A 19,650-nucleotide genomic window follows, 5' to 3' on the forward strand; every position below is an offset into this window, starting at 1 on the left:
CTAGCAGGCCATGCCGGCCGGCAGCAGCCCGCCGCGTACTGGCCTGACGACCACCTCCCGACTTCCGGATCCAACGCATGTCCTTCTCCCGTCCCAGCGGCCGCACGGCCGACCAGCTGCGCCCCGTGCGCATCGAACGCGCCTTCACCCGTCACGCCGAAGGCTCGGTGCTGGTCAGCTTCGGCGATACCCGCGTGCTGTGCACCGCCAGCGTGGAGAACCGCGTGCCGAACTTCCTGCGCGGCAAGGGCGAAGGCTGGGTCACTGCCGAATACGGCATGCTGCCGCGGTCCACCCACACCCGCTCCGACCGCGAAGCCGCGCGCGGCAAGCAGGGCGGACGCACGCTGGAAATCCAGCGTCTGATCGGCCGCGCACTGCGCGCCTGCGTCGACCGCAATGCCCTGGGCGAACGCACCATCACCCTGGACTGCGACGTGCTGCAGGCCGACGGCGGCACTCGCACCGCCGCCATCACCGGCGCCTACGTGGCGCTGGCCGACGCGGTGAACCTGCTGCTCAAGCGTGGCGACATCAAGAAGCATCCGCTGATCGGCGCAGTGGCTGCGGTCTCGGTGGGTATCTACCGCGGCGAGCCGGTGCTGGATCTGGATTACCCGGAAGACAGCGACTGCGATACCGACATGAACGTGGTGATGAACGACGGTGGCGGCTTCATCGAGTTGCAGGGCACCGCCGAAGGCCATGCCTTCCGCCGTGACGAACTCAACGCCCTGCTCGCACTCGCCGAAAAGGGCGTGGGCGAATTGTTCGAACTGCAACGCGCCGCACTCGCCGGATGAAGCGCCGCATTGCCCTGACCACCTTGCTGGTTGCCGATTACGACGCGGCGATTGCCTGGTACACCGGCGCACTGGGCTTCCAGGTGCTGGAAGACCGCGCGCTCGGCGAGGGCAAACGCTGGGTGGTGATCGGCCCGGGCAGCGCGCAGGACGCCGGCTTGCTGCTTGCGCAGCCGGCCGACGCCGCGCAGCAAGCGCGGATCGGCGACCAGACCGGCGGGCGCGTGGATCATTTCCTCTACACCGACGACTTCTGGCGCGACCACGCTGCGATGCAGGCGTTTGGCGTGGAATTTCTGGAAACCCCGCGCGAAGAACCGTATGGCACCGTGGCCGTGTTCCGCGACCTGTACGGCACCAAGTGGGATCTACTGGAGCCCAAGCAATGAAACACCTGGTCCTGGCCAGCGGCAACGCCGGCAAGCTGGAAGAACTGCGCGCCATGCTCGCCGATCTGCCATTGCAGATCGTGGCGCAAGGCGAGCTCGGCGTGGAGGATGTGCCCGAAACCGGGCTCACCTTCGTCGAGAACGCCTTGATCAAGGCACGCCACGCCAGCGCGGTGACCGGTCTGCCGGCACTGGCCGACGACTCCGGGTTGATCGTCGATGCACTCGGCGGTGCGCCCGGTTTGTACAGCGCGCGCTACGCGGGCAGCCCGACCGATGCAAACGCCAACAACGCAAAGCTGCTCGAGGCCATGCGCGAGATCCCGGCCGAGCGCCGCAGCGCGCGGTTTTATGCGGTGATCGTGCTGCTGCGCCACCCGGAAGATCCGCAACCGCTGATCGCCGAAGGCAGCTGGGAAGGCGTGATCACCACCGCACCGCGCGGCACCGGCGGCTTCGGCTACAACCCGGTGTTCCTGGACCCGGTGCACGGCCTGACCGCCGCCGAGATGGACACCGCGCTGAAGAACCGCCTGAGCCACCGCGCAGTAGCGCTGGCCACGCTGCAGCACAAGCTGCACGCCCTGTCACTTTGATCCACGACACGCCGCTGTGCCCGACCTGATCCCACCGCCGCTCGCGCTGTACGTGCACCTGCCCTGGTGCGTGCGCAAATGCCCGTACTGCGATTTCAATTCGCATGCGGCCAAGGGCGCGCTGCCGTTCGACGACTACGTGGATGCGCTGATCCGCGACCTGGATGCGGACCTGCCGCTGGTGTGGGGCCGCGTGGTGCACTCGGTGTTCTTCGGCGGCGGCACGCCCAGCCTGTTTCCGCCCGAAGCGATCGATCGCTTCCTGCAGGCCGCCGCCGCGCGCCTGCGCTTTGCGCCCAATCTGGAAATCACCCTGGAAACCAATCCGGGGACCGCCGAGCACGGGCGCTTCGACGGGTACCGTGCGGCCGGGGTCAACCGGTTGAGCTTCGGCGTGCAGAGTTTCGACGACGTGGCATTGCAGCGCCTGGGGCGCATCCATGACAGCGCCGAAGCCGAGCGCGCGATCAAGCTGGCGCAGGACGCCGGCTACGACAATTTCAACATCGACCTGATGTACGCGCTGCCCGAGCAGACGCTGGCGCAGGCCGAGCACGATCTGGAACGCGCCTTCGCCCTGCAACCTACGCACCTGTCGCATTACCAGCTCACGCTGGAACCCAACACGGTGTTCTTCGCGCGCCCGCCGCAAGGCATTCCCGATGACGACGACGCCTGGGATATGCAGGAGCACTGCCAACGCCTACTCGCCGCGGCCGGCTATGCGCAGTACGAAGTCAGCGCCTATGCCCAGCCCGGGCGGCAGTGCGCGCACAACCTCAATTACTGGCGGTTTGGCGACTATCTCGGCATTGGTGCCGGCGCGCACGGCAAGATCAGTTCCGGTGCCGAGCAACAGGTGTTGCGGCGCTGGAAGCACAAGCATCCGCAGAGTTATCTGGCCAGTGCCGGCAGCGCGGCATCGATCGGCGGCGATGAGCACGTGCCCGCCGCGCGGCTGCCGTTCGAATACATGCTCAACCTGCTGCGCTTGCACGAAGGCTTCCGGCTGAGCGATTTCGAAGCCTGCACCGGTCTGCCGGCGCAGGTGCTGCAGGCACCGCTGGCACGCGCAATGGCGCAGGGCTGGCTGGTCGAACAGCATGGCCGCATCGTGCCGACCGAGCTGGGCCGGCGCTTCACCAACGACGTGGTGGAGCTGTTCCTGCCCTGAGCCGGACGCGGGCGGTCGCTGGCGAAACGTGCTACATAGCTCACGCTTCGAAACGAGCCCTGCACGGATGTCCACGCCCGCTTCTTCCCTGCCGCACGCCCTCACCGGCCCGATTGCCGACGCCCCGGTGTCTGCGCGTCGCCGCCGCCTGCTGGCCGCCGTGCATGCGCAATGCGCGCAAACCCTGGGCGGCCCGTTGCGGCTGACCATTGTCGAGCTGGAGCGCGAACTGCTGCACCAGGCCGAATTCGCCCGTAACAGCCAGCAGCAGGCCGAGGCGTATGCGCAGATGCGCGGGTTGCGCGAGCATGTGGAGCGGTTTCCGCAGGCGTTCCTGCACCACCTGGCGCAGGCGCTGGCCGAACTGCGCGCGCCCAAGGCCGCTGCGCCAGTGGCCGACGCGCCTACGCATCCGCAGATGTTGACGCTGGTGGAAGACACCGACATCGATCGCGACATCGTGCTCAACGACATCGCGCGCCGCGAAACCGCGCGACGTGCCGGTGTGTTGCAGTTGCTGGCGCAGCGCTTGGCGGTGGTCGGCGCGGTACCCGAATTCGAACTGGAAGCGGTGCCGCTGGGCCCCTGGGCCTTGTGCCGGGTATTGCGCCACTGCGGTGAGACGCTGGGCCTGAGTCTGGACGGCCAGCTCACGTTGTATCGCGTGTTCGAACGCCAGGTGATCGAGCGCCTGGGCGATCTGTTCGAGCGCATCAACGCCACGCTGGCCCACGAAGGCATCCTGCCGGGGCTGATCTATCACCCCTATCTGGTCAAGCCGACACAGGTGCAAAACCGCCGGTCCGCTCCTGCTGCGCAGGGCATGACCAAGGACGTGGGCGCGGGCAAGCGCACGCCGGCGTCACGGCCAGCCATCGGGTGGAGCGGCCAGGCTGCGCCGACCGCCTGGCAGAGCGCCTTGATTGAACCGTCCGCAGCGCCCTCGCCGGCATCGACTGCAGCGCAAGATCAAGCGACCACACCGGCGCTGGCCGATGCGGTGCAGGCGCTCGGCGGGCTGATGTCGTCCGCGCGCCAGGGCCAGGCGGGTGCAGCGCAGTCGGGAAATATGCAAACGCCCTCGTCGCTCGCGCAGCCAGGCGCCATGACCGCCGCAGCGACGGCCGCCGGACACTCCGCCAGCGCGCAGCCGCATGCTACCGCCGTGCCCAAGGCCGCGCTCAACGCGGCACTGGCCAGCCTGCAAGGCGCCATGGCTGCGCCTGCCGCCGCGTCGACCGCTGCACCGGCCGGCATCGAGGCAATCCAGCGCCAGCTGTTGGACGTACTGCGTACCCAGCACGGGCCGCAGGCTGCGCTGTCGGCGCAGGAGACCGACACCTTCGACCTGCTCGGCCTGCTCTACGCACAGATGCAGCGCGAGGTGCGTGAGCAGACCCCGGCGCAGGCGTTGTTGGCCAAGTTGCAGGTACCGGTCGTGCGCGCCGCGTTGGCCGATGCGCATTTCTTCGTGCGCGACCAGCACCCGGTGCGCGAGTTGCTCAACACCGTGGCCGAGTCCGGCGCCGTGTGGCTGGGCGAAGATGACGTCGACCCGCAGCTACTGCAGAAACTGGGCACTGCGGTCGACAGCATCGTGCATACCTACCAGGGCGATGAAGCGGTGTTCGCCGCCGCCAACGAGGACATCCAGAGCCATCTGCGCACGCTGGCCCGCAAGGCCGAGGTGGCCGAGCGGCGGCATGTGGACGCCGCACGCGGCAAGGAACGGCTGGAATCGGCCAAGCAGCAGGCGCAGGCGCGTATCGAACAGGTCTGCGAGGACGCGGCTCCGCCTCCGCGCTTTGTGCAATCGCTACTACGCCAGGCCTGGTCGGATGTGCTCACGCTCACCCTGCTGCGCCAGGGCGAGCAGTCGCCGGAATGGGACGAGCGCCAGGCGCTGACCGCCCGGATCGCCGAGGTCACCTGCCGCACCAAGGATCAACCCACCGATACCGCGCTGGGCAGCGAGGTGGAAGCCGCGCTGTTGCAGGTGGGCTACCACGGCGATGAAGCGGCGGCGATTGCGCGCCGCCTTTCCACGCCCGGCGGCGAAGACGCGCTGACCTCGCGCACCGAGCTGACCGCCAAGCTCAAGGCACGCACGCGCCTGGGCGATCAAGGCGACAGCGCGGCGCGCAAGCAGAACGCAGTGCCGCGTTCCTCGGAGGAAGAGGCCTGCTACACGCAGCTGCGCAGCCTGCCGTTCGGCACCTGGTTCGAGTTCGTGGTCAATCAGCAAGGCGATCTGCGCCGGCAGCGGCTGTCCTGGTACAGCCCGATGACCGACCACGCACTGTTCGTCAATCAACGCGGGCAAAAAGTGGCCGACCATTCGCTCGACGGCCTGGCACGGCTAATGGCCGCCGGCCAGGTGCGTTTGCTGGTCGAAGAAAAATCGCGGCTGATCGATCGCGCCTGGCACGCCACTGTGCGCACGCTGCGCACGCTGGCCGGCCAATCCACTGCAGCGGACACAGAGGCGCGCGCATGATCCAGGACACCCGCCGCGCCCCACGCCGTCAGCCGATCGACCTGGTGCCGGTCACCGACATGCTCAGCGAGGCGCAGATCGGCCGGCTGGGCAATGTCTCGGAAACCGGCATGCTGCTGCTAGCCTCGGTACCGCTGCACGACGATGCGCTGTATCAGCTGCGGTTCGCCCTACCCGAGCGCGCCGGCCGCGCCACCGAAATCGATGTCGGCGTGCACCTGCTGTGGTCCGAGGCGGCCCACGCACCAGGCCAGGCCTGGGCTGGCTTCCGTTTCCTGACCATGTCCGAGCCGCACCGCCAACGCCTGCGCGCCTGGATTGCGGAAGAGCATCTGGTCTAGCGCTCGGGGGCGCGCCGATGCCTGACGCGTTCGCGCGGAGTTGCAGCGCCCCAGGTGAATGCATGACAGCACCCGGCGGGCAGATGCACGGCGGCGGCGGCGGCACGCAACCAACTCCCCCAGCTGCGCAGCTCACGCTCGCCGCACCAGGACAGCCTCACAACGATTGCGGCAAAATTGCGCATTGCCTTGCAACGCCGATCGAGCCCGTATGACCCAGCCATCCCTGAGCGCCCTGTATTCCGACCACCTGCGCACGCTCACCGCGCGCGCCGACCAGGCGCTGCAGCGTGGCGGCTTCGATCATCTGGTCATTCCCAGCGGCACCACGCATTACCAGCTGTTCGACGACCGCGACTACCCGTTTGCGGTCAATCCGCAGTTCAAGGCCTGGGTGCCGCTTACCCGCATGCCGCACAGCTGGCTGGTCTACACGCCCGGCAAGCGGCCGACGGTGATTTTCTATCAGCCGTTCGACTACTGGCACGTGGTGCCCGACGCGCCCAGCGGCTGGTGGGTGGAGCACTGCGACATCCACATCATCCGCACGCCGGAGGCCGCATTGCCGCTGCTGCCCGCCCGCACCGAGCGCTGCGCCATCCTGGGCGAAGCCGCCAGTGCGCTGGGCGCGTGCGTGCCCAACAACCCGGCCGCGGTGCTCGACTTCCTGGACTACCAACGCGCCTTCAAGACACCTTACGAACTGGCCCTCATGCGGCTGGCGCAGCAGTTGGCGGTGCGTGGCCACCGCGCCGCCGAGGCTGCGTTCCGCGCGGGCCAGAGCGAGTTCGGCATCCACATGGCGTACTGCAGCGCAGTCGGCCAGGACGCCAACGAATTGCCGTACGGCAACATCATCGCGCTCAACGAACACGGTGCGGTGCTGCACTACACCGAACTCGGCCGGCAGGCGCCGCAGCCACTGCGCAGCTTTCTGATCGATGCCGGCGCCTCGGCGCATGGCTATGCCAGCGACATCACCCGCACCTACGCCGCCGATGCCGGCAGCGAGTTCCAGGCGCTGATCGATGCGGTGGATGCCGCGCAGCTGCGCATGGGCAACGCGGTGCGTGCCGGCGTGGATTACAAGCAACTGCATGTGGACGCGCACCTGTCGCTGATGGGCATCCTGCACGACTTCGGCATCATTACGGTTTCGCCCGAAGCCGCACTGGCCACCGGCGTCAGCGCCGCATTTTTCCCGCATGGCCTCGGCCACCTGATCGGCCTGCAGGTGCATGACGTGGCCGGGTTTGCAGCCGGCGATCGCGGCGGGCGCATCGAGCGCCCGGACGGCCACCCGTATCTGCGCCTGACCCGCGTCCTCGAACCAGGCATGGTGGTCACCATCGAGCCCGGCGTGTACTTCATCGACATGCTGCTGGACGAGGTCAAGAAAAACGGCCATGCCGCCAGCGTGAACTGGGACCGCGTGGCGCAGTTCGCGCCGTACGGCGGCATCCGCATCGAAGACGAAGTGGCCTGCACCGACGGCGATCCGGAAAACCTGACCCGCCCGGTGTTTGCCGCACACTGATTCGCACTGCACAGCACGGAGCATCGCCATGAACGATCCACGCCAGACCTCGCACCCCGACCACCCGATGTACCAGCAGATCGAACGCGGCGTGCATGGGATCGACGCCGCGCACGGGCGCGCCCCAGACCAGACCAGTGCGCGACTGACCGCTGCCTTGTTGCCCCTGGCCAAAGAAGGCGGGCTGTCGCGCGTGGATCACGTGCTGATGAGCGAAGCGAACAAGACCGGCGTGCACGGCGGCGAAAACGTGTTCGTGGTACAGGGCGACCCAGCCAACCCGGCGCATCTGCGCGCGCACATGAAAACCGAGCAGGCACTGGCCACGCCCGAAGAACAGTCCTTCGAGCGTGCGCGGCAGATCGCTGCATCTGGCGAGGCACTGCAACAGCCAGAACGCACGCAGACGCCGCAGCTGGGTCAATGAAACCGGCGGCGCGTCATGCTTGCGACGCGCCAGGCACGGTCACATCGACCGCGCACGCGCCGCTTTGGACGCACACTGGCCCCGAGGCATCACGCCCATCGCGCATCTTGAATGCAATACGTTGCGCCGGCCGACCAAGCGCTTGCGGTGATGCATGGCGATGCCACGCGTCCAGCGTCTCTGTGAGGATGCTGACGGCAAGGCGGCTGGCGATCCTGACGATCGATCCGTCAGGGACTACGCGCGGAGGCCAGCCATCTCCGCTTCAATCTCGTCGGCGCTGCGCACAAGCGCATCTGTGAGCACACGATGGCCGTCAGCGGTGATCAGCACGTTGTCTTCGGTGCGGATGCCGATGCCGCGCCACTTGGCGTCCACGCTCGTATCGTCGGCTGAGACATACAACCCAGGCTCGATGGTGAACACCATGCCCGGCTCCAGCAGGCGCGACTCGCCCGCGAGGCGATACTCGCCAACGTCATGCACATCCAAGCCAAGCCAATGGCCGGTCTTGTGCCGATAAAACCGCTTGTAGTGCCCTTCGGCGAGGTTGCGCTCCAGCGTGCCTTTGAGCAGCCCCAGGCGCAGCAACCCTTCGGTCAGTGTCTGCACCGCCGCCAGATGACCGGCCTCGTAGGCAATGCCAGGTTGTGCCTGCGCCAGGGCGGCCGCCTGTGCGGCGCCGACCAGATCGTGCAGGGCACGCTGCGCCGCGCTGAAGCGGCCGTTGACCGGAAAGGTGCGGGTGATGTCGGCCGCATAGCCGCGGTATTCGGCGCCGGCATCCACCAGCACCAACTCGCCATCGCGGCTGCGCGCGTTGTTGGCGCGGTAATGCAGCACGCAGGCATTGCTGCCGGTGCCGACGATGCTGCCGTACGCCGGCCACGCATCGGCGGCGCGGAATTCGCGTTCGATCTCGGCCTGCAGTTGATATTCGTGCACGCCCGGGCGCGCCAACCGCATCGCCGCGCGATGCGCGCGCACGCTGATGTCGGCGGCCTGCTGCATCAGGGCGATCTCGTCGCGTGACTTGAACAGGCGCTGCTCGTGCAGCAGATGCCCCAACTCCAGGAACTCATGCGGCGGTTGCGCGCCGTGGCGCACCTGCTCGCGCACCCGCTTGAGCCAACCGATAAGCTTGAGATCGAAATCCACATCGCGGCCGAAGTGGTAGTAGACGCGGCTGCGTCCTTCCAGCAGGCCGGGCAGGATCTCGTCGACATCGTCGATGGGGTACGCATCGTCCATGCCGTACTGCGCCACGGCGCCTTCCTGACCGGCGCGCGGGCCGTCCCAGGCTTCGCGCTCGGCATCGCGCTCGCGGCAGAACAGGATCGCCTCACCGTGCTTGCGCCCTGGCACCAGCACCAGCACCGCCTCCGGTTCCGGAAACCCGCTCAGGTACCAGAAATCCGAATCCTGCCGGTACGGGTAATGGGTGTCGTGGCTGCGCACCCGCTCCGGTGCCGCCGGCAGGATCAGGATGGCCTGCTCGCCGGCCATCTGCATGAGCTGCTTGCGTCGGCGCGCATACTCGGCGGCGCCAATGCCGGTGAGCTTCTTCATATCGTGCGGCGGTCAGTTCAGGCGTTGGCGAAAACGCGGCCCCATCACGCAGTCGCCATGCAGCAACAGCACCGCCACGCGCACGAATTCCTCGATCTCGGCCAGGGCGGTGTCGTCTTCTTCGGCGGTATCGAAGTCGTCGCTGGACGCCTGCGCAAGCCGGGCCAGATCCTGCAGCGCTTCTTCGCCTTCTTCGGACAGTGCCGGGCGCTGCTGCGCAGCCAGGCCAAACCCGCCCAGAAACGCGCGGCACCAGTCGAACAGCGCATCGGTGCGGGCCGGCAGCGGTGCGCCGTCCTCGGTCAGCAGCAGCTCGAAGGCAAAGTCGCGGTCTTCCAGCTGCGCCACGGTGGCCTGCCGCATCTGGTCCAGGGCGCCGCCCTGCGTGGGGGCCACCTGCGCGGTGTCGGCCAGGATGCGCGCCAGCCAGTCGGCACTGTCGGCGCCGCCGCCGGACAGCCAGCCGCACAGGCCGCCATGCAGTTCCGCCGCGGAGGAAGCCAGGTCCAACTGGCGACTTTCGTGTTGCACAGCGGCTACATCGGGCAGATCCATCAGGTCATCCAGGCTGAGTCGAAAAGATGCCGGCCCGGGGCCGGCGATATGACTGCCCAGTGTACCAAGGCACCCGCCGCTCGCCCCACTGTCATGTTCCATGCAGCGTTCCACGCGGTGCGCCCGGCGGGCCGTCAACGCTGCGCCAGCCCTTGCTGCGGCTGCGCTTGCGGCGTTTACGGCCAGCGCGTGCAGGCGCTTGACCGGCGCGCGCACGCGCCCCTATCGTGGGCGGATGGACAACGCCGCCGCCCTCGCCCAGCTCCGCGCACTCGCCGCCCGTGTGGAGGCGTTGGTGGAGCGCACCCAGCGGCTCACCGACGAAAACCGCAGCCTGCGCCACCAACAGGAACAGTTGATCGGCGAGCGCGCGCAGCTGCTGACCAAGAACGAACAGGCACGCTCGCGCGTGGAAGCCATGATCGTGCGATTGAAGTCACTGGAGCAGCACACGTGAGCAACGAGCCGGTCAGCGTCCGTATTCTGGATCGTGAATACACGGTGGGCGTCACCGCCGAGGAACGCGAGAGCCTCACCGCCGCCGCGCGCCTGCTGGATCTGCGCATGCGCGAGATCCGCGGCAGCAACCGCATGGCGGCGGTGGATCGGGTCGCGGTGCTGGCCGCGTTGAATCTGGCGCATGAGTTGCAGCAGCTGCGCGAGCAGCAGGCCGTGTACGAACGCGAGCTCGCCAATACGCTGGACAGCATGAATCGGCGTCTAGATGGCGTGATCGATACACCGCGTTGAAGTGCAATACGCACTGTCATCGCAAATATGAATCTCCAGGAACGCATTACCGACGAATGGGCTAGCCATTGGGGCGCGGAGGTCTATAATTCACCTGCGTTCTCTGCTGTGAACGACGGTGTGCAAAACATTCGCCTTGTCCCTTAATTACGACCACGGGGGCGCGACGAAGCCGGGTGTGCAAGTCCGCCTTGTAGCGGGAAGCCCGATGGCCTCACAACGTCCCCACTTGAACCCCGGGTTCAAGGTCGTTTCGCACACATCGTCATGGCGGAGAATGCAATTTTTCTGAAACGGCGCCCTAGGGCGCCGTTTCTTTTTGTGCGTTGTCCAATGTCACGTGCGCACGCGCTCCGCGATGTGGTGACGCACTCACTGGTGTTCAATGCGCTCCCGCCAGTCACGTGGCCTGCGCCGCCTCGCACTTCCGCAACCGGGTGCGAACGCCGACCGCACCCTCCACGCGGCACGTTGTGGTCAGTCATCCACGCATCAACACCGCGCAGCTAGGCATGCGCGCGCCCGCGGCCGACAATGCCGCTTCCCTTTGCGCCGAGATCCCGATGTCCGACGACCGAGATGCGCTGCGTCAGCAGTTACGTGCCGCGCGGCGCAGCCTGCCCGCTGCGCAACGCCTCGCCGCCGCCGACGCGCTGGCCGAGCGCTTGCTGGCGCTGCCGTTTGCACCGCAGCAGGGCGCGGTGGCCGGCTACTGGGCGATGGATGGCGAAATCGCGCTGCACCGCTGGCAACTGAGCCTGCCACCAGGTGTGCGCTATTGCCTGCCGGTGCTGGACGGGCGCGTGCTGCGCTTTGCGCCGTGGAAGCCGAGCCAGGGCCTGGTCAGTAACCGCTATGGCATCCCCGAGCCAGACGTGGACCGTGCCGACACGCTGGGCCCGGAAGACATGGACCTGGTGGTGACGCCGTTGACCGGCTTCGACGCCGCCTGCGGGCGCTTGGGCATGGGGGGCGGCTGGTATGATCGCAGCTTCGCGTTCCGGCATCGCCAAGCGCCGCCGCCCTGGCTGGTCGGCGTGGGCTTTGCCGCGCAGCAGGTTCCCACCTTGCCCGTCGCCGCCTGGGACGTGCCGGTGGATGCCATCTGCACCGAACACGCCACCTTCCTGAAAGACGACACCGTTCCCGCATGACTGCCCGCAAGCGCTATTGGCTGATGAAGTCCGAGCCGGACACGTTTTCCATCGATGACCTGGAGCGCGTTGGCACCGAGCCGTGGAACGGCGTGCGCAACTACCAGGCGCGCAACTTCATGCGCGATGGCATGCAGGTAGGCGATGGGGTGTTCTTCTACCACTCCAATTGCAAGGTGCCGGGCATTGTCGGCATCGCCAAGGTGGCCAGCACCGCCTACCCGGACGAGACCCAGTTCGATCCGGCATCCGACTATCACGACCCCAAAGCCAAGCGCGAAGACCCGCGCTGGATGCTGGTGGACGTGGCGTTCGAGCGCAAACTCAAACGCACCATCGCGCTGGACGAGATCAAGCAGCACGCCGATGCCCTGGGCGACGGCTTCCCGCTGATCGCACGCGGCAACCGCCTCTCCATCCTGCCGGTGACCGCCGCGCAGTGGAAGTTGCTGCTGGCGATGGAATCGCCGTGATTCGGTAGTGGGCAGTGGGGATTGGCCCATCACCGCCCCGTATGACCCGCTCTGACGAATCCCAAATCCCTACTCCCTAATCCCGAGCTCCCAAATGTCCGAAGCAAAACGCCTGGCCGCCGAGAAGGCGATCGATTACGTAGAAGACGGCATGATCGTCGGGGTCGGCACCGGCTCGACGGTGGCGTATTTCATCGACGCACTCGGCCGCATCGGCCATCGCATCAAGGGTGCGGTGTCCAGCTCGGAACAGAGCACCGCGCGGCTGCGCCAGCACGGCATCGACGTGCTGGATCTCAACCACACCGGCACGCTGTCGCTGTATGTGGATGGCGCCGACGAGTGCGACCCGAACCGCTGCCTGATCAAGGGCGGCGGCGCGGCGCTCACGCGCGAGAAGATCATCGCCGAGGCGAGCGAGCGCTTCATCTGCATCGTCGACCCGAGCAAGCAAGTGCCGGTGCTGGGCAACTTCCCGCTGCCGGTGGAGGTGATCCCGATGGCGCGCAGCCTGGTGGCCCGGCAGATCCTGGCGCTCACCGGCGGGCAGCCGGTATGGCGTGACGGCGTGGTCACCGACAATGGCAACGTGGTCCTGGATGTGCACAACTTGCACATCACCGACCCGGTGGCGCTGGAGCGTAACGTGAACCAGATTCCCGGCGTGGTCTGCGTGGGTCTGTTCGCGCGCCGCCCGGCCGACGTGGTGATCGTCGGCGGCGAGCCACCGCGCGTGCTGTAAGCACGCCCGCATACGGCTGCAGCCTGGGCACACCGCAGGCTGCAGCCACAGCCGCGCGATGGCCGGACCGGCTTGACGCACGCTGGCGCTTGGCAGAAGGTGCGCGCTCCCCCTCCAGCGGTGCATCGCCCATGCGTCTTTTCCATCTGTTTGGCCTGGCCCTGTTGTTGGCGCTCAGCGGTTGCGCCAGTGCCGGCAGTTCCTGGGTGGAGCTGGCCGGCACCCGCTACAGCGTGGAGCTGGCGCAAAACGATGCCGACCGCGCGCAAGGGCTGATGTTTCGCGATGCCATGCCGGAAGACCACGGCATGCTGTTCATCCACGACAGCCAGACGCCGCAGGCGTACTGGATGAAGAACACCAAGATCGCGCTGGACATCCTGTATTTCGACAACCAGCGCCGGCTGGTGTCGCAACAGCGCGACGTGCCGCCGTGCTCGGCTGGCGATGCCTGCCCGCCCTACCCCAGCAAGCAACCGGCGCGCTACGTGCTCGAGCTCAACGCCGGCCAAGCCGCCAAGCTCGACCTGCGTGACGGGGCCGAGCTTGTTTTCAGCCCGGATATTCCCAAGCTGAAGTGATTCACAGCGATGTGGTGTCTCCTGTCAGGAAGTGCCGGACTTGAACCCCGCGCCGCTTGCCGACACTCTTGTCGTCATGGTCGACATGCTCCCACTTCCCCATTGGACCGCGCTCGCCAGCCTGGACGACGACGCGGTGCCGTTGATGTCCACCGCGCTGCTGATCGCGCGCGACGAGTATCCGCAGCTGGATGCCGAGCTGTACGACACGCTGGTGCAAAGCCACGTCGAGCACCTGCGCCGCGAGGTAGAGGCGATCGATCTGTGGCCGCTGAAGATGGCCGCGGTGAATCGCTATCTGTTCGACGAGCTAGGGTACTCGGGCAATCACGACGAGTATTACGACCCGCGCAACAGCTACCTCAATCAGGTCTTCGAACGCCGCTTGGGCAACCCGATCTCGCTGGCGATGGTGCAGATCGAAGTCGCGCGCCGGCTGGGCATTCCGTTGGCGGGCGTGTCGTTTCCCGGCCATTTTCTGGTGCGTTTGCCGGTGGACGATGGCGTGCTGGTGATGGACCCGTTCAACGGCGGCCGCCCGCTCGGTGTAGACGAATTACGCGAGCGTGCGCGTCCGCATCTGGGTGGCGAGGTTCCCGACGATCGCGCCCTGGCGCAGATTCTCGACCCGGCGCCGCACCGCGCGATCCTGATCCGCATCCTGCGCAATCTGCACGGCGTGTATGCCGATGCCGAGCACTGGGACCGCGCCGCCCGTAGTGCCGACCGCATTCTCAAGCTGGTGCCGGACCAGCCCGAAGCGCTGCGCGATCGCGGCATGGCGTATCTGCACCTCGGGCACCGCAGCGGCGCCCGCCACGACTTGGCGCGTTACCTGCAGCTGCACCCCAGCGCGCAGGACGCCGCAAGCCTGCATGAGCACCTGGTTGAATTGAACAGCCAGCGCTCACGCGCGCATTAGGTACGCACTGCGCGCTGCTCAGCGCTGCAGGGCACCGCAGACAGCATCAGGCCGGTTGCGCAGACGCCTTGCGGCGCTGCGCATGCAGGCTCAGTCGATCTCCACCATTTCGAAGTCGTCCTTGGTGACGCCGCAGTCCGGGCAGGTCCAGCTGTCGGGCACGTCTTCCCAGCGGGTGCCCGGTGCGATGCCTTCTTCGGGAATGCCGTCGGCCTCGTGGTAGAGAAACCCGCAGACGACGCACATCCAGGTGCGGTAGGTGGTCGTGGATGTCTCGCTCATCGGATAATCGCGGTCACGCAACGGTGGGGCTGCATTGTCCCATCCCACCCACCGCTTTCGGAAGCGCTGCCATGCCGATCCTCCAAAACGCCCGCGGCGTCTACCTGATCACCCCCGACACCCGCGACACCGCGCAGTTGCTTGCGCGCACGTTGCCGCTGCTGCCGCACATCACCTGGTTGCAATACCGCAACAAGCAGGCCGATGCAGCACTGCGTCTGGCCCAGGCCACCGCACTGCGCGCGGCATGCACCGCGCAGGGCGTGCCATTGATCATCAACGACGACGCGGCGCTTGCGCAGCAGGTGGGCGCGGACGGTGTGCACCTGGGTGAAGACGATGGCGAGGTGGTGGCAGCGCGCGCGTTGCTGGGCGCCTCGGCCATCATCGGGGTGTCGTGCTACGACGAGATCGAACGCGCGCGCGCAGCGGCGGCGGCCGGTGCGAACTATGTGGCGTTTGGGGCGTTCTTCCCCACCACCACCAAGGTGACCACGCGCCGTGCCACGCCTGCGTTGCTGCACGAGGCCGCTGTGTTGGGATTGCCACGTGTGGCGATCGGCGGCATCACGCCGTCGCAGGTGCCTGAGCTGATCACCGCGGGCGCCGACTTAATTGCAGTGGTCAGCGGCGTGTATGCGGCGGCGGACCCGGTCGCCGCAGTACAGGCGTATCGCGCAGGGTTTGCGCAGTAGCGCAACGAGTGTGAAGCGCTGAGATTTTTATCTCAGCGGTGTCATCTGTTTCAAGACAGCAGATTTCTTTCGCCGCAGTGCTTGGCTTGAAACGCCAGATGCGTCGCGTGCGCGGTGCCCTCGCCGCTCGCGGGACACACGCCGTGAATCCGTCCATCGAGGCTCCGTAGCGGCATCCATGCCGGCACACAGTCCCGCAATCGGCGAGGACACCGCACCAGGACGTTGGTCGTTAGCCGGATCAAAAAACTGGCTGCCTCGCAAGTTGCGTAGGCTTCGCAGAACACGCTAGCTGACGAACTGAAAGCGCGTCATGCCCTGCTTGCAACCATGCATACCGACCATCTCGACTGGTCCTTGCCCGCCTACCGTCGCGGGACCTTACGCGGCATGGATGCCGCGTAAGAGGCTACATGGACGTACTTGCGCCGTGTCCCGCGATGGTGGGCGGGCAAGGGCCCTGCAGCCAAACCGCAGATCAACCGCTCTGCAAGCGATCTATCCGCATCATCCACCCCACTCGACACAAGCGAATGATCGAGTCGCCGCGTCGGATAGCTGCAAGCAACAGCTCAGTGGGCCGAGGACGCGCTGCCCTCGCCGACCCAGAACGTTGGTCGACCCGGTAAAAAAGTCGCGCAGGTCGCGTGTCTTATTCAGACGATTGAAGCTGGTCAGAGCCCCATAACCCGAAAAAAACAGCGACGCGTGCCATTACGCGTCGCTGCTGGTTTTGCCTCCGTCGCCTAACGCAATTAGAAGTCGTAGCTCAGCGTCACCCGGCCCGAGCGCGGCGCCTGGTAGGCGACGACCTGGTCCCAGAGGGGATTGGTGGTGTTGTCGGGCAACTGCGAGAACGGGTAGATGTTGGTTGCGGTCTGCTCGTTGGTGATGTTGAACACATCAAAGCGCAGCGCCAGCTTGCCGTCGGCGAAGGCCGGCTTGTAGGTCACGCCCATGTCGAGCTGGGCGATCCAGCCCAGGCGGCCCTGCGAGCCCGGAGGCGATGCACTGCCGGTGCCTGTTTCCGGGTTGTAGCAGTAGTGGTACGGGCCGCCGGTAATGGCACTGCCACCGTAACCGGCCGGATCGCGACCGCTGTACTCGGTGCCGTAGTAATTGCCCAGGCAGTTGTGCGGTGCGCCCGAGATCAGGCTGAAGTTGGCCGACGCGCCCCATTGCGGAGTGAACTGATAGAAGCCGAACAGCTTCAACTGGTGGCGGTGATCGTTGGATTGATCGCCGTTGAAGTGCTCCATCAGCGCCGCGTGGTCCCAGCTCTGCGTGGTCGAGACTGAGGCCTGGCCCTGGTAGCTGCCCAACGCGCCGCCGGTACGCCACAGGTCCGAACGCACCTGGCCTTCGGTGGTGCCGTAGCTATGCGACCACACGTAGTTGACCTTGGCGTACCACTTGCCGTCGAACGGGCGCTCCAGGTTGAACTCCACTGCCGAATAGTTGCGCTTGAACTTCGGGAACCCGGCTGCTTCGCGGCTGACCGAGATTTCATGGAACTGGCCATCGGTGCCGATCACGCCCCACTTGTTGGTCTGGCCCGGGTTGATCAGCGAGGCGCCAGCCACCTGCGAGAAGTCGATGGTCACACCCTGTGCGGCGGCGGCATCGATCAGCGCGGTGTTGGAGACGTCGTAGTTCTGGTCGTCGATCCCGGCATTGAGGCGGCGGTGCGTGCCGCGCACGCCGAACACCCAGCCACTGTCGAGCTGCTTGGTCAGGCCCAGGATGAGTTCGTCCTGGTTCTCGCCCTCGATGTCCTTGACCACGGCGGTGCGCACATCGGCGATGCGGCCGAAACGCGAATTGGCCGAGACCGCCGACCCCAGCTGCTGCGCCAGCACCGGCGTGCCATCGGCGTTGATGCCGCTGTAGGTGTAGTAGGTGTCGGTGGTGGTGGCTGGCGTGAACAGGCTTACCGCCGACAACGGCAGACCCAGGTAGTAGCGGCCGATGTTGCCGAACACCTTCAGGCTGGAATCGCCGTTGACGTCCCAGCTGAAACCCAGCCGCGGCGCCCAGGCGTTGTCGACTTCGATATAGGGGTCGCCGAACGGGGTGTAGTTGGTGAACTCGTCCTTGCGCAGGCCCAGGCTCAGCAACAGGTTGTCGGTGACCTGCCACTTGTCTTCGATGTAGTAGGCGCGCTGCTTGGCCTCGTACGAATACAGGCTGGTGTTGATGTTGCGTACCACGTAATAGCCGCTGGAACCGTTGACCGGATCCACCAGGCCGGGGCTGGGCGCGCCGATGCCGCCGGCCTCGTTGGCCGACTGGCTGACCAGGCCGCCAGTCGCCAGGCCGTTCGGATCGTTGGTCTGGCCGTAGGTCCACGCGTAGCCGGGGCCGGACAGCACCGAGCCGACGTCGATGCCTTCGGATTTCTGGTTGTCGATACCGAAGTTGAGCGTGTGGTGGCCAACGCGCCATTCCAGATTCAGGCGCTGGTTGTCTTTTTTGTACTCGCGGTCGGGCGAGCTGACCGAGGTCACCAGCTGGTTGCCGATGCGCGGCGTGCCGCCGGTGTAGGCCGGATTCTGCAGCGCGGCGCTATTGATCACCGGGCCGCCGGCCGGGTCGTAGTTGAAGGCGGTCAGCTCATCGGGCGTGCGCATCTTGCCGTACAGCGCGGTCACGGTGAGGTTGTCGCCGATGTAGCCGGTGTACTTGCCGGTGAACAGCGTCGGGCCGGTTTTCCAGGTGGATTCGTTGGTGAAGTAGCTGCCGCGTTCGCGCGCCAGATAGTCGTACCGGTAGATGGCGCCGTTGGTTTCGGCTTCGTCGCTGGCACCGGTCACCTCGATCAGGTGGTTGTCGGTGATGTTCCAGTCCACCTTGGCGTACCAGCGCTTCTGCTTGTAGTCGTAGTCGGTCAGGCCGCCGGTGCGGCCGTTGTCCGAGTCGCGGTTGGTCGCGGTGCGGGTGCCGTCGGAATCCACCTGCTCGGCGGCCAGGAAAAAGAACAGCTTGTCCTGGATGATCGGGCCACCGACATAGGCGCTGTAGGTGGTCTGGTTGGCTTCGGCTTCGCTGGAGGGCTGGTACAGGCCGTTGGCCGCGCGCGCATAGCGGTATGCGGCATTGTTGACGGTGCTGGCCTGTGCATCCGGGCGCCAATAGATGTCGCGCTGGTTGGTGCGCAGGCCGTTGGGTTCCCAGATCACCGCGGCGCCAAACTTCCACTCGTTGGTGCCGCGCTTGCCGATCTGGTTGATCACGCCGCCGTTGGAACGGCCGAACTGCGCGCCGTAGCCGCCGGTGAAGATTTCCTGCTGGTCGATGGCGCCGTAAGGCAGGGTCAGGCCGCCCAGGTTGTTGCTGATGGCGGTGGTGTTGAAGCCGTTGAGGTAATAGGCGTTCTCGCTGGCGGCCGAGCCACCGAAGCTGGGCAGCGAGCCGCCGAGCGGGCCGTTGTCGAAGCCGCCGCTGTTGACCACCACACCCGGCGCCAGCAGCGCGATGGCTTCGGCGGTGCGCCCCAGCGGCAGCTGCGCCAGCTGTTCGGAGGTGACCACGGTGCGGGTGTCCACGCTGCTGACATCGATGGTGGCCAGGCTGGCGGCGTTGACGGTGACGCTATCCAGCGTCTGCACGCCGCTCCCCGCGGCAGCAAACGACACATCGGTATTGGCGCCCACCGTGATGCCCACGTTCTCGCGCGTTTCCACCACCGCGCCATCGCGCTTGACGGTGACCTTGTAGGTGCCCAGCGGCAGGTTGCCGGCGGCGTAGCGGCCGCGCGCGTCTACCGGCACTTCGCGGCTGAAGCCGCTGTTGTTTTCGACCAGTACGGTGGTGCCGACACCTTCGCCGACACTGCCGACGATGCTGCCGGTGGTGGACTGCGCTTGCGCGGCGCCGAGTGCAACGAGCAGTGCCACTGCCAAGGCACGTCTCTGGATACTACGGTTCATGCTCTCTCCCCGGGGTCTGAAACGGTCGCAAGGCGACCAACGTGGCAACGCCGGACGCGGCGTTGCCAGAAACACTGTGTGAAGACGTGGACCGCTCGCCAATGACCTGCCGCCATCAGCTCATGCCCAAACGTCGCGGCCGCTGTCGCATTCGATAATAGGCAGCGCACCTTCCCGGAAATTTGGCCGCAACGGGTAGGGATGGCCTTGGTGGGTAGGCGGCGGGCGGCCGAA

General features: G+C 66.5%; 20 protein-coding genes and 1 other RNA gene. 17 read left to right on the forward strand and 4 right to left on the reverse strand.

Annotation, left to right across the window (positions count from 1 at the left end):
- The first annotated feature begins 77 nt into the window (after window positions 1–77).
- The 8 genes from rph to ACCQ01_RS17950 all read left to right on the forward strand — a co-directional run bounded on the left by rph (window position 78) and on the right by ACCQ01_RS17950 (window position 7,764).
- Window positions 78–803 (forward strand): ribonuclease PH, encoded by a 726-nt coding sequence (gene rph / locus ACCQ01_RS17915; protein WP_011038353.1) that lies wholly within the window; start codon window positions 78–80, stop codon window positions 801–803.
- Entirely contained in the window at window positions 800–1,192 is a 393-nt protein-coding gene (locus tag ACCQ01_RS17920) for a VOC family protein (RefSeq protein ID WP_228431155.1), read from the forward strand. Before rph ends, ACCQ01_RS17920 begins: the two co-directional genes overlap by 4 nt.
- On the forward strand, window positions 1,189–1,788 hold the full coding sequence (gene rdgB, locus ACCQ01_RS17925) for an RdgB/HAM1 family non-canonical purine NTP pyrophosphatase (protein ID WP_040940726.1): 600 nt from the start codon (window positions 1,189–1,191) through the stop codon (window positions 1,786–1,788). The genes ACCQ01_RS17920 and rdgB overlap by 4 nt, the downstream gene beginning before the upstream one ends.
- Window positions 1,789–1,804: 16 nt before the next feature.
- Window positions 1,805–2,962 (forward strand): radical SAM family heme chaperone HemW, encoded by a 1,158-nt coding sequence (hemW, locus tag ACCQ01_RS17930; protein WP_228431157.1) that lies wholly within the window; start codon window positions 1,805–1,807, stop codon window positions 2,960–2,962.
- A gap of 67 nt (window positions 2,963–3,029) precedes the next feature.
- A complete protein-coding gene (locus tag ACCQ01_RS17935) occupies window positions 3,030–5,459 on the forward strand; it encodes a DUF1631 domain-containing protein (protein WP_228431159.1) in 2,430 nt (809 codons plus the stop codon).
- Window positions 5,456–5,800 carry a PilZ domain-containing protein gene (locus tag ACCQ01_RS17940; protein ID WP_042597600.1) on the forward strand — a complete coding sequence of 115 codons (345 nt, stop codon included), beginning with the start codon at window positions 5,456–5,458 and terminating at the stop codon, window positions 5,798–5,800. The genes ACCQ01_RS17935 and ACCQ01_RS17940 overlap by 4 nt, the downstream gene beginning before the upstream one ends.
- 211 nt (window positions 5,801–6,011) lie before the next feature.
- On the forward strand, window positions 6,012–7,337 hold the full coding sequence (gene pepQ, locus ACCQ01_RS17945; protein WP_228431161.1) for a Xaa-Pro dipeptidase: 1,326 nt from the start codon (window positions 6,012–6,014) through the stop codon (window positions 7,335–7,337).
- Between the two features lie 28 nt (window positions 7,338–7,365).
- Window positions 7,366–7,764, forward strand: coding sequence for an XVIPCD domain-containing protein (locus tag ACCQ01_RS17950; RefSeq protein WP_014508836.1), 399 nt, complete (start codon window positions 7,366–7,368; stop codon window positions 7,762–7,764).
- Between the two features lie 237 nt (window positions 7,765–8,001).
- Here ACCQ01_RS17950 and ACCQ01_RS17955 read toward each other — a convergent pair whose 3' ends face one another.
- Window positions 8,002–9,333, reverse strand: coding sequence for an aminopeptidase P N-terminal domain-containing protein (locus tag ACCQ01_RS17955; protein WP_228431163.1), 1,332 nt, complete (start codon window positions 9,331–9,333; stop codon window positions 8,002–8,004).
- A gap of 12 nt (window positions 9,334–9,345) precedes the next feature.
- Window positions 9,346–9,888, reverse strand: a complete 543-nt coding sequence (locus ACCQ01_RS17960) for a YecA/YgfB family protein (RefSeq protein ID WP_040940720.1) — start codon at window positions 9,886–9,888, stop codon at window positions 9,346–9,348.
- Window positions 9,889–10,123: 235 nt separating this feature from the next.
- Here ACCQ01_RS17960 and ACCQ01_RS17965 point away from each other — a divergent pair, with 235 nt between their 5' ends.
- From ACCQ01_RS17965 to ACCQ01_RS18000, 8 genes are all read left to right on the forward strand, one after another.
- The gene (locus ACCQ01_RS17965) at window positions 10,124–10,345 is read left to right on the forward strand and encodes a TIGR02449 family protein (RefSeq protein WP_011038363.1); all 222 of its coding nucleotides are present in this window, start codon (window positions 10,124–10,126) and stop codon (window positions 10,343–10,345) included.
- Window positions 10,342–10,638 carry a cell division protein ZapA gene (locus tag ACCQ01_RS17970; RefSeq protein ID WP_042597594.1) on the forward strand — a complete coding sequence of 99 codons (297 nt, stop codon included), beginning with the start codon at window positions 10,342–10,344 and terminating at the stop codon, window positions 10,636–10,638. Before ACCQ01_RS17965 ends, ACCQ01_RS17970 begins: the two co-directional genes overlap by 4 nt.
- 97 nt (window positions 10,639–10,735) lie before the next feature.
- Window positions 10,736–10,919, forward strand: a non-coding RNA gene (gene ssrS / locus ACCQ01_RS17975) — 6S RNA.
- Between the two features lie 282 nt (window positions 10,920–11,201).
- Window positions 11,202–11,792 carry a 5-formyltetrahydrofolate cyclo-ligase gene (locus ACCQ01_RS17980; RefSeq protein ID WP_228431164.1) on the forward strand — a complete coding sequence of 197 codons (591 nt, stop codon included), beginning with the start codon at window positions 11,202–11,204 and terminating at the stop codon, window positions 11,790–11,792.
- Window positions 11,789–12,265, forward strand: a complete 477-nt coding sequence (locus tag ACCQ01_RS17985; protein WP_161960933.1) for an EVE domain-containing protein — start codon at window positions 11,789–11,791, stop codon at window positions 12,263–12,265. Before ACCQ01_RS17980 ends, ACCQ01_RS17985 begins: the two co-directional genes overlap by 4 nt.
- A gap of 94 nt (window positions 12,266–12,359) precedes the next feature.
- Complete coding sequence (rpiA, locus tag ACCQ01_RS17990) at window positions 12,360–13,007, forward strand: ribose-5-phosphate isomerase RpiA (RefSeq protein ID WP_076053946.1); 648 nt, start codon at window positions 12,360–12,362, stop codon at window positions 13,005–13,007.
- Window positions 13,008–13,138: 131 nt separating this feature from the next.
- Entirely contained in the window at window positions 13,139–13,588 is a 450-nt protein-coding gene (locus ACCQ01_RS17995; protein ID WP_076037121.1) for a DUF192 domain-containing protein, read from the forward strand.
- 40 nt (window positions 13,589–13,628) lie between these two features.
- Complete coding sequence (locus ACCQ01_RS18000) at window positions 13,629–14,510, forward strand: SirB1 family protein (protein ID WP_228431167.1); 882 nt, start codon at window positions 13,629–13,631, stop codon at window positions 14,508–14,510.
- Between the two features lie 90 nt (window positions 14,511–14,600).
- Here the strand turns inward: ACCQ01_RS18000 and ACCQ01_RS18005 are convergent, their stop codons facing one another.
- Complete coding sequence (locus tag ACCQ01_RS18005; RefSeq protein ID WP_029216955.1) at window positions 14,601–14,840, reverse strand: rubredoxin; 240 nt, start codon at window positions 14,838–14,840, stop codon at window positions 14,601–14,603.
- Window positions 14,841–14,863: 23 nt separating this feature from the next.
- Here ACCQ01_RS18005 and thiE point away from each other — a divergent pair, with 23 nt between their 5' ends.
- On the forward strand, window positions 14,864–15,487 hold the full coding sequence (gene thiE / locus ACCQ01_RS18010) for a thiamine phosphate synthase (RefSeq protein WP_228431169.1): 624 nt from the start codon (window positions 14,864–14,866) through the stop codon (window positions 15,485–15,487).
- A gap of 755 nt (window positions 15,488–16,242) precedes the next feature.
- Here thiE and ACCQ01_RS18015 read toward each other — a convergent pair.
- Window positions 16,243–19,416, reverse strand: a complete 3,174-nt coding sequence (locus ACCQ01_RS18015; protein WP_228431171.1) for a TonB-dependent receptor domain-containing protein — start codon at window positions 19,414–19,416, stop codon at window positions 16,243–16,245.
- Window positions 19,417–19,650: the final 234 nt, after the last annotated feature.

Source organism: Xanthomonas sp. NCPPB 4037, assembly GCF_041475695.2.
Classification (GTDB): Bacteria; Pseudomonadota; Gammaproteobacteria; order Xanthomonadales; family Xanthomonadaceae; genus Xanthomonas; species Xanthomonas campestris.

Coding starts and splice junctions, on each gene's coding strand:
- rph (WP_011038353.1), top strand. CDS start 78: ATGTCCTTCTCCCGTCCCAGCGGCCGCACGGCCGACCAGCTGCGCCCC.
- ACCQ01_RS17920 (WP_228431155.1), top strand. CDS start 800: ATGAAGCGCCGCATTGCCCTGACCACCTTGCTGGTTGCCGATTACGAC.
- rdgB (WP_040940726.1), top strand. CDS start 1,189: ATGAAACACCTGGTCCTGGCCAGCGGCAACGCCGGCAAGCTGGAAGAA.
- ACCQ01_RS17935 (WP_228431159.1), top strand. CDS start 3,030: ATGTCCACGCCCGCTTCTTCCCTGCCGCACGCCCTCACCGGCCCGATT.
- ACCQ01_RS17940 (WP_042597600.1), top strand. CDS start 5,456: ATGATCCAGGACACCCGCCGCGCCCCACGCCGTCAGCCGATCGACCTG.
- pepQ (WP_228431161.1), top strand. CDS start 6,012: ATGACCCAGCCATCCCTGAGCGCCCTGTATTCCGACCACCTGCGCACG.
- ACCQ01_RS17950 (WP_014508836.1), top strand. CDS start 7,366: ATGAACGATCCACGCCAGACCTCGCACCCCGACCACCCGATGTACCAG.
- ACCQ01_RS17955 (WP_228431163.1), bottom strand. CDS start 9,333: ATGAAGAAGCTCACCGGCATTGGCGCCGCCGAGTATGCGCGCCGACGC.
- ACCQ01_RS17960 (WP_040940720.1), bottom strand. CDS start 9,888: ATGGATCTGCCCGATGTAGCCGCTGTGCAACACGAAAGTCGCCAGTTG.
- ACCQ01_RS17965 (WP_011038363.1), top strand. CDS start 10,124: ATGGACAACGCCGCCGCCCTCGCCCAGCTCCGCGCACTCGCCGCCCGT.
- ACCQ01_RS17980 (WP_228431164.1), top strand. CDS start 11,202: ATGTCCGACGACCGAGATGCGCTGCGTCAGCAGTTACGTGCCGCGCGG.
- ACCQ01_RS17985 (WP_161960933.1), top strand. CDS start 11,789: ATGACTGCCCGCAAGCGCTATTGGCTGATGAAGTCCGAGCCGGACACG.
- rpiA (WP_076053946.1), top strand. CDS start 12,360: ATGTCCGAAGCAAAACGCCTGGCCGCCGAGAAGGCGATCGATTACGTA.
- ACCQ01_RS17995 (WP_076037121.1), top strand. CDS start 13,139: ATGCGTCTTTTCCATCTGTTTGGCCTGGCCCTGTTGTTGGCGCTCAGC.
- thiE (WP_228431169.1), top strand. CDS start 14,864: ATGCCGATCCTCCAAAACGCCCGCGGCGTCTACCTGATCACCCCCGAC.
- ACCQ01_RS18015 (WP_228431171.1), bottom strand. CDS start 19,416: ATGAACCGTAGTATCCAGAGACGTGCCTTGGCAGTGGCACTGCTCGTT.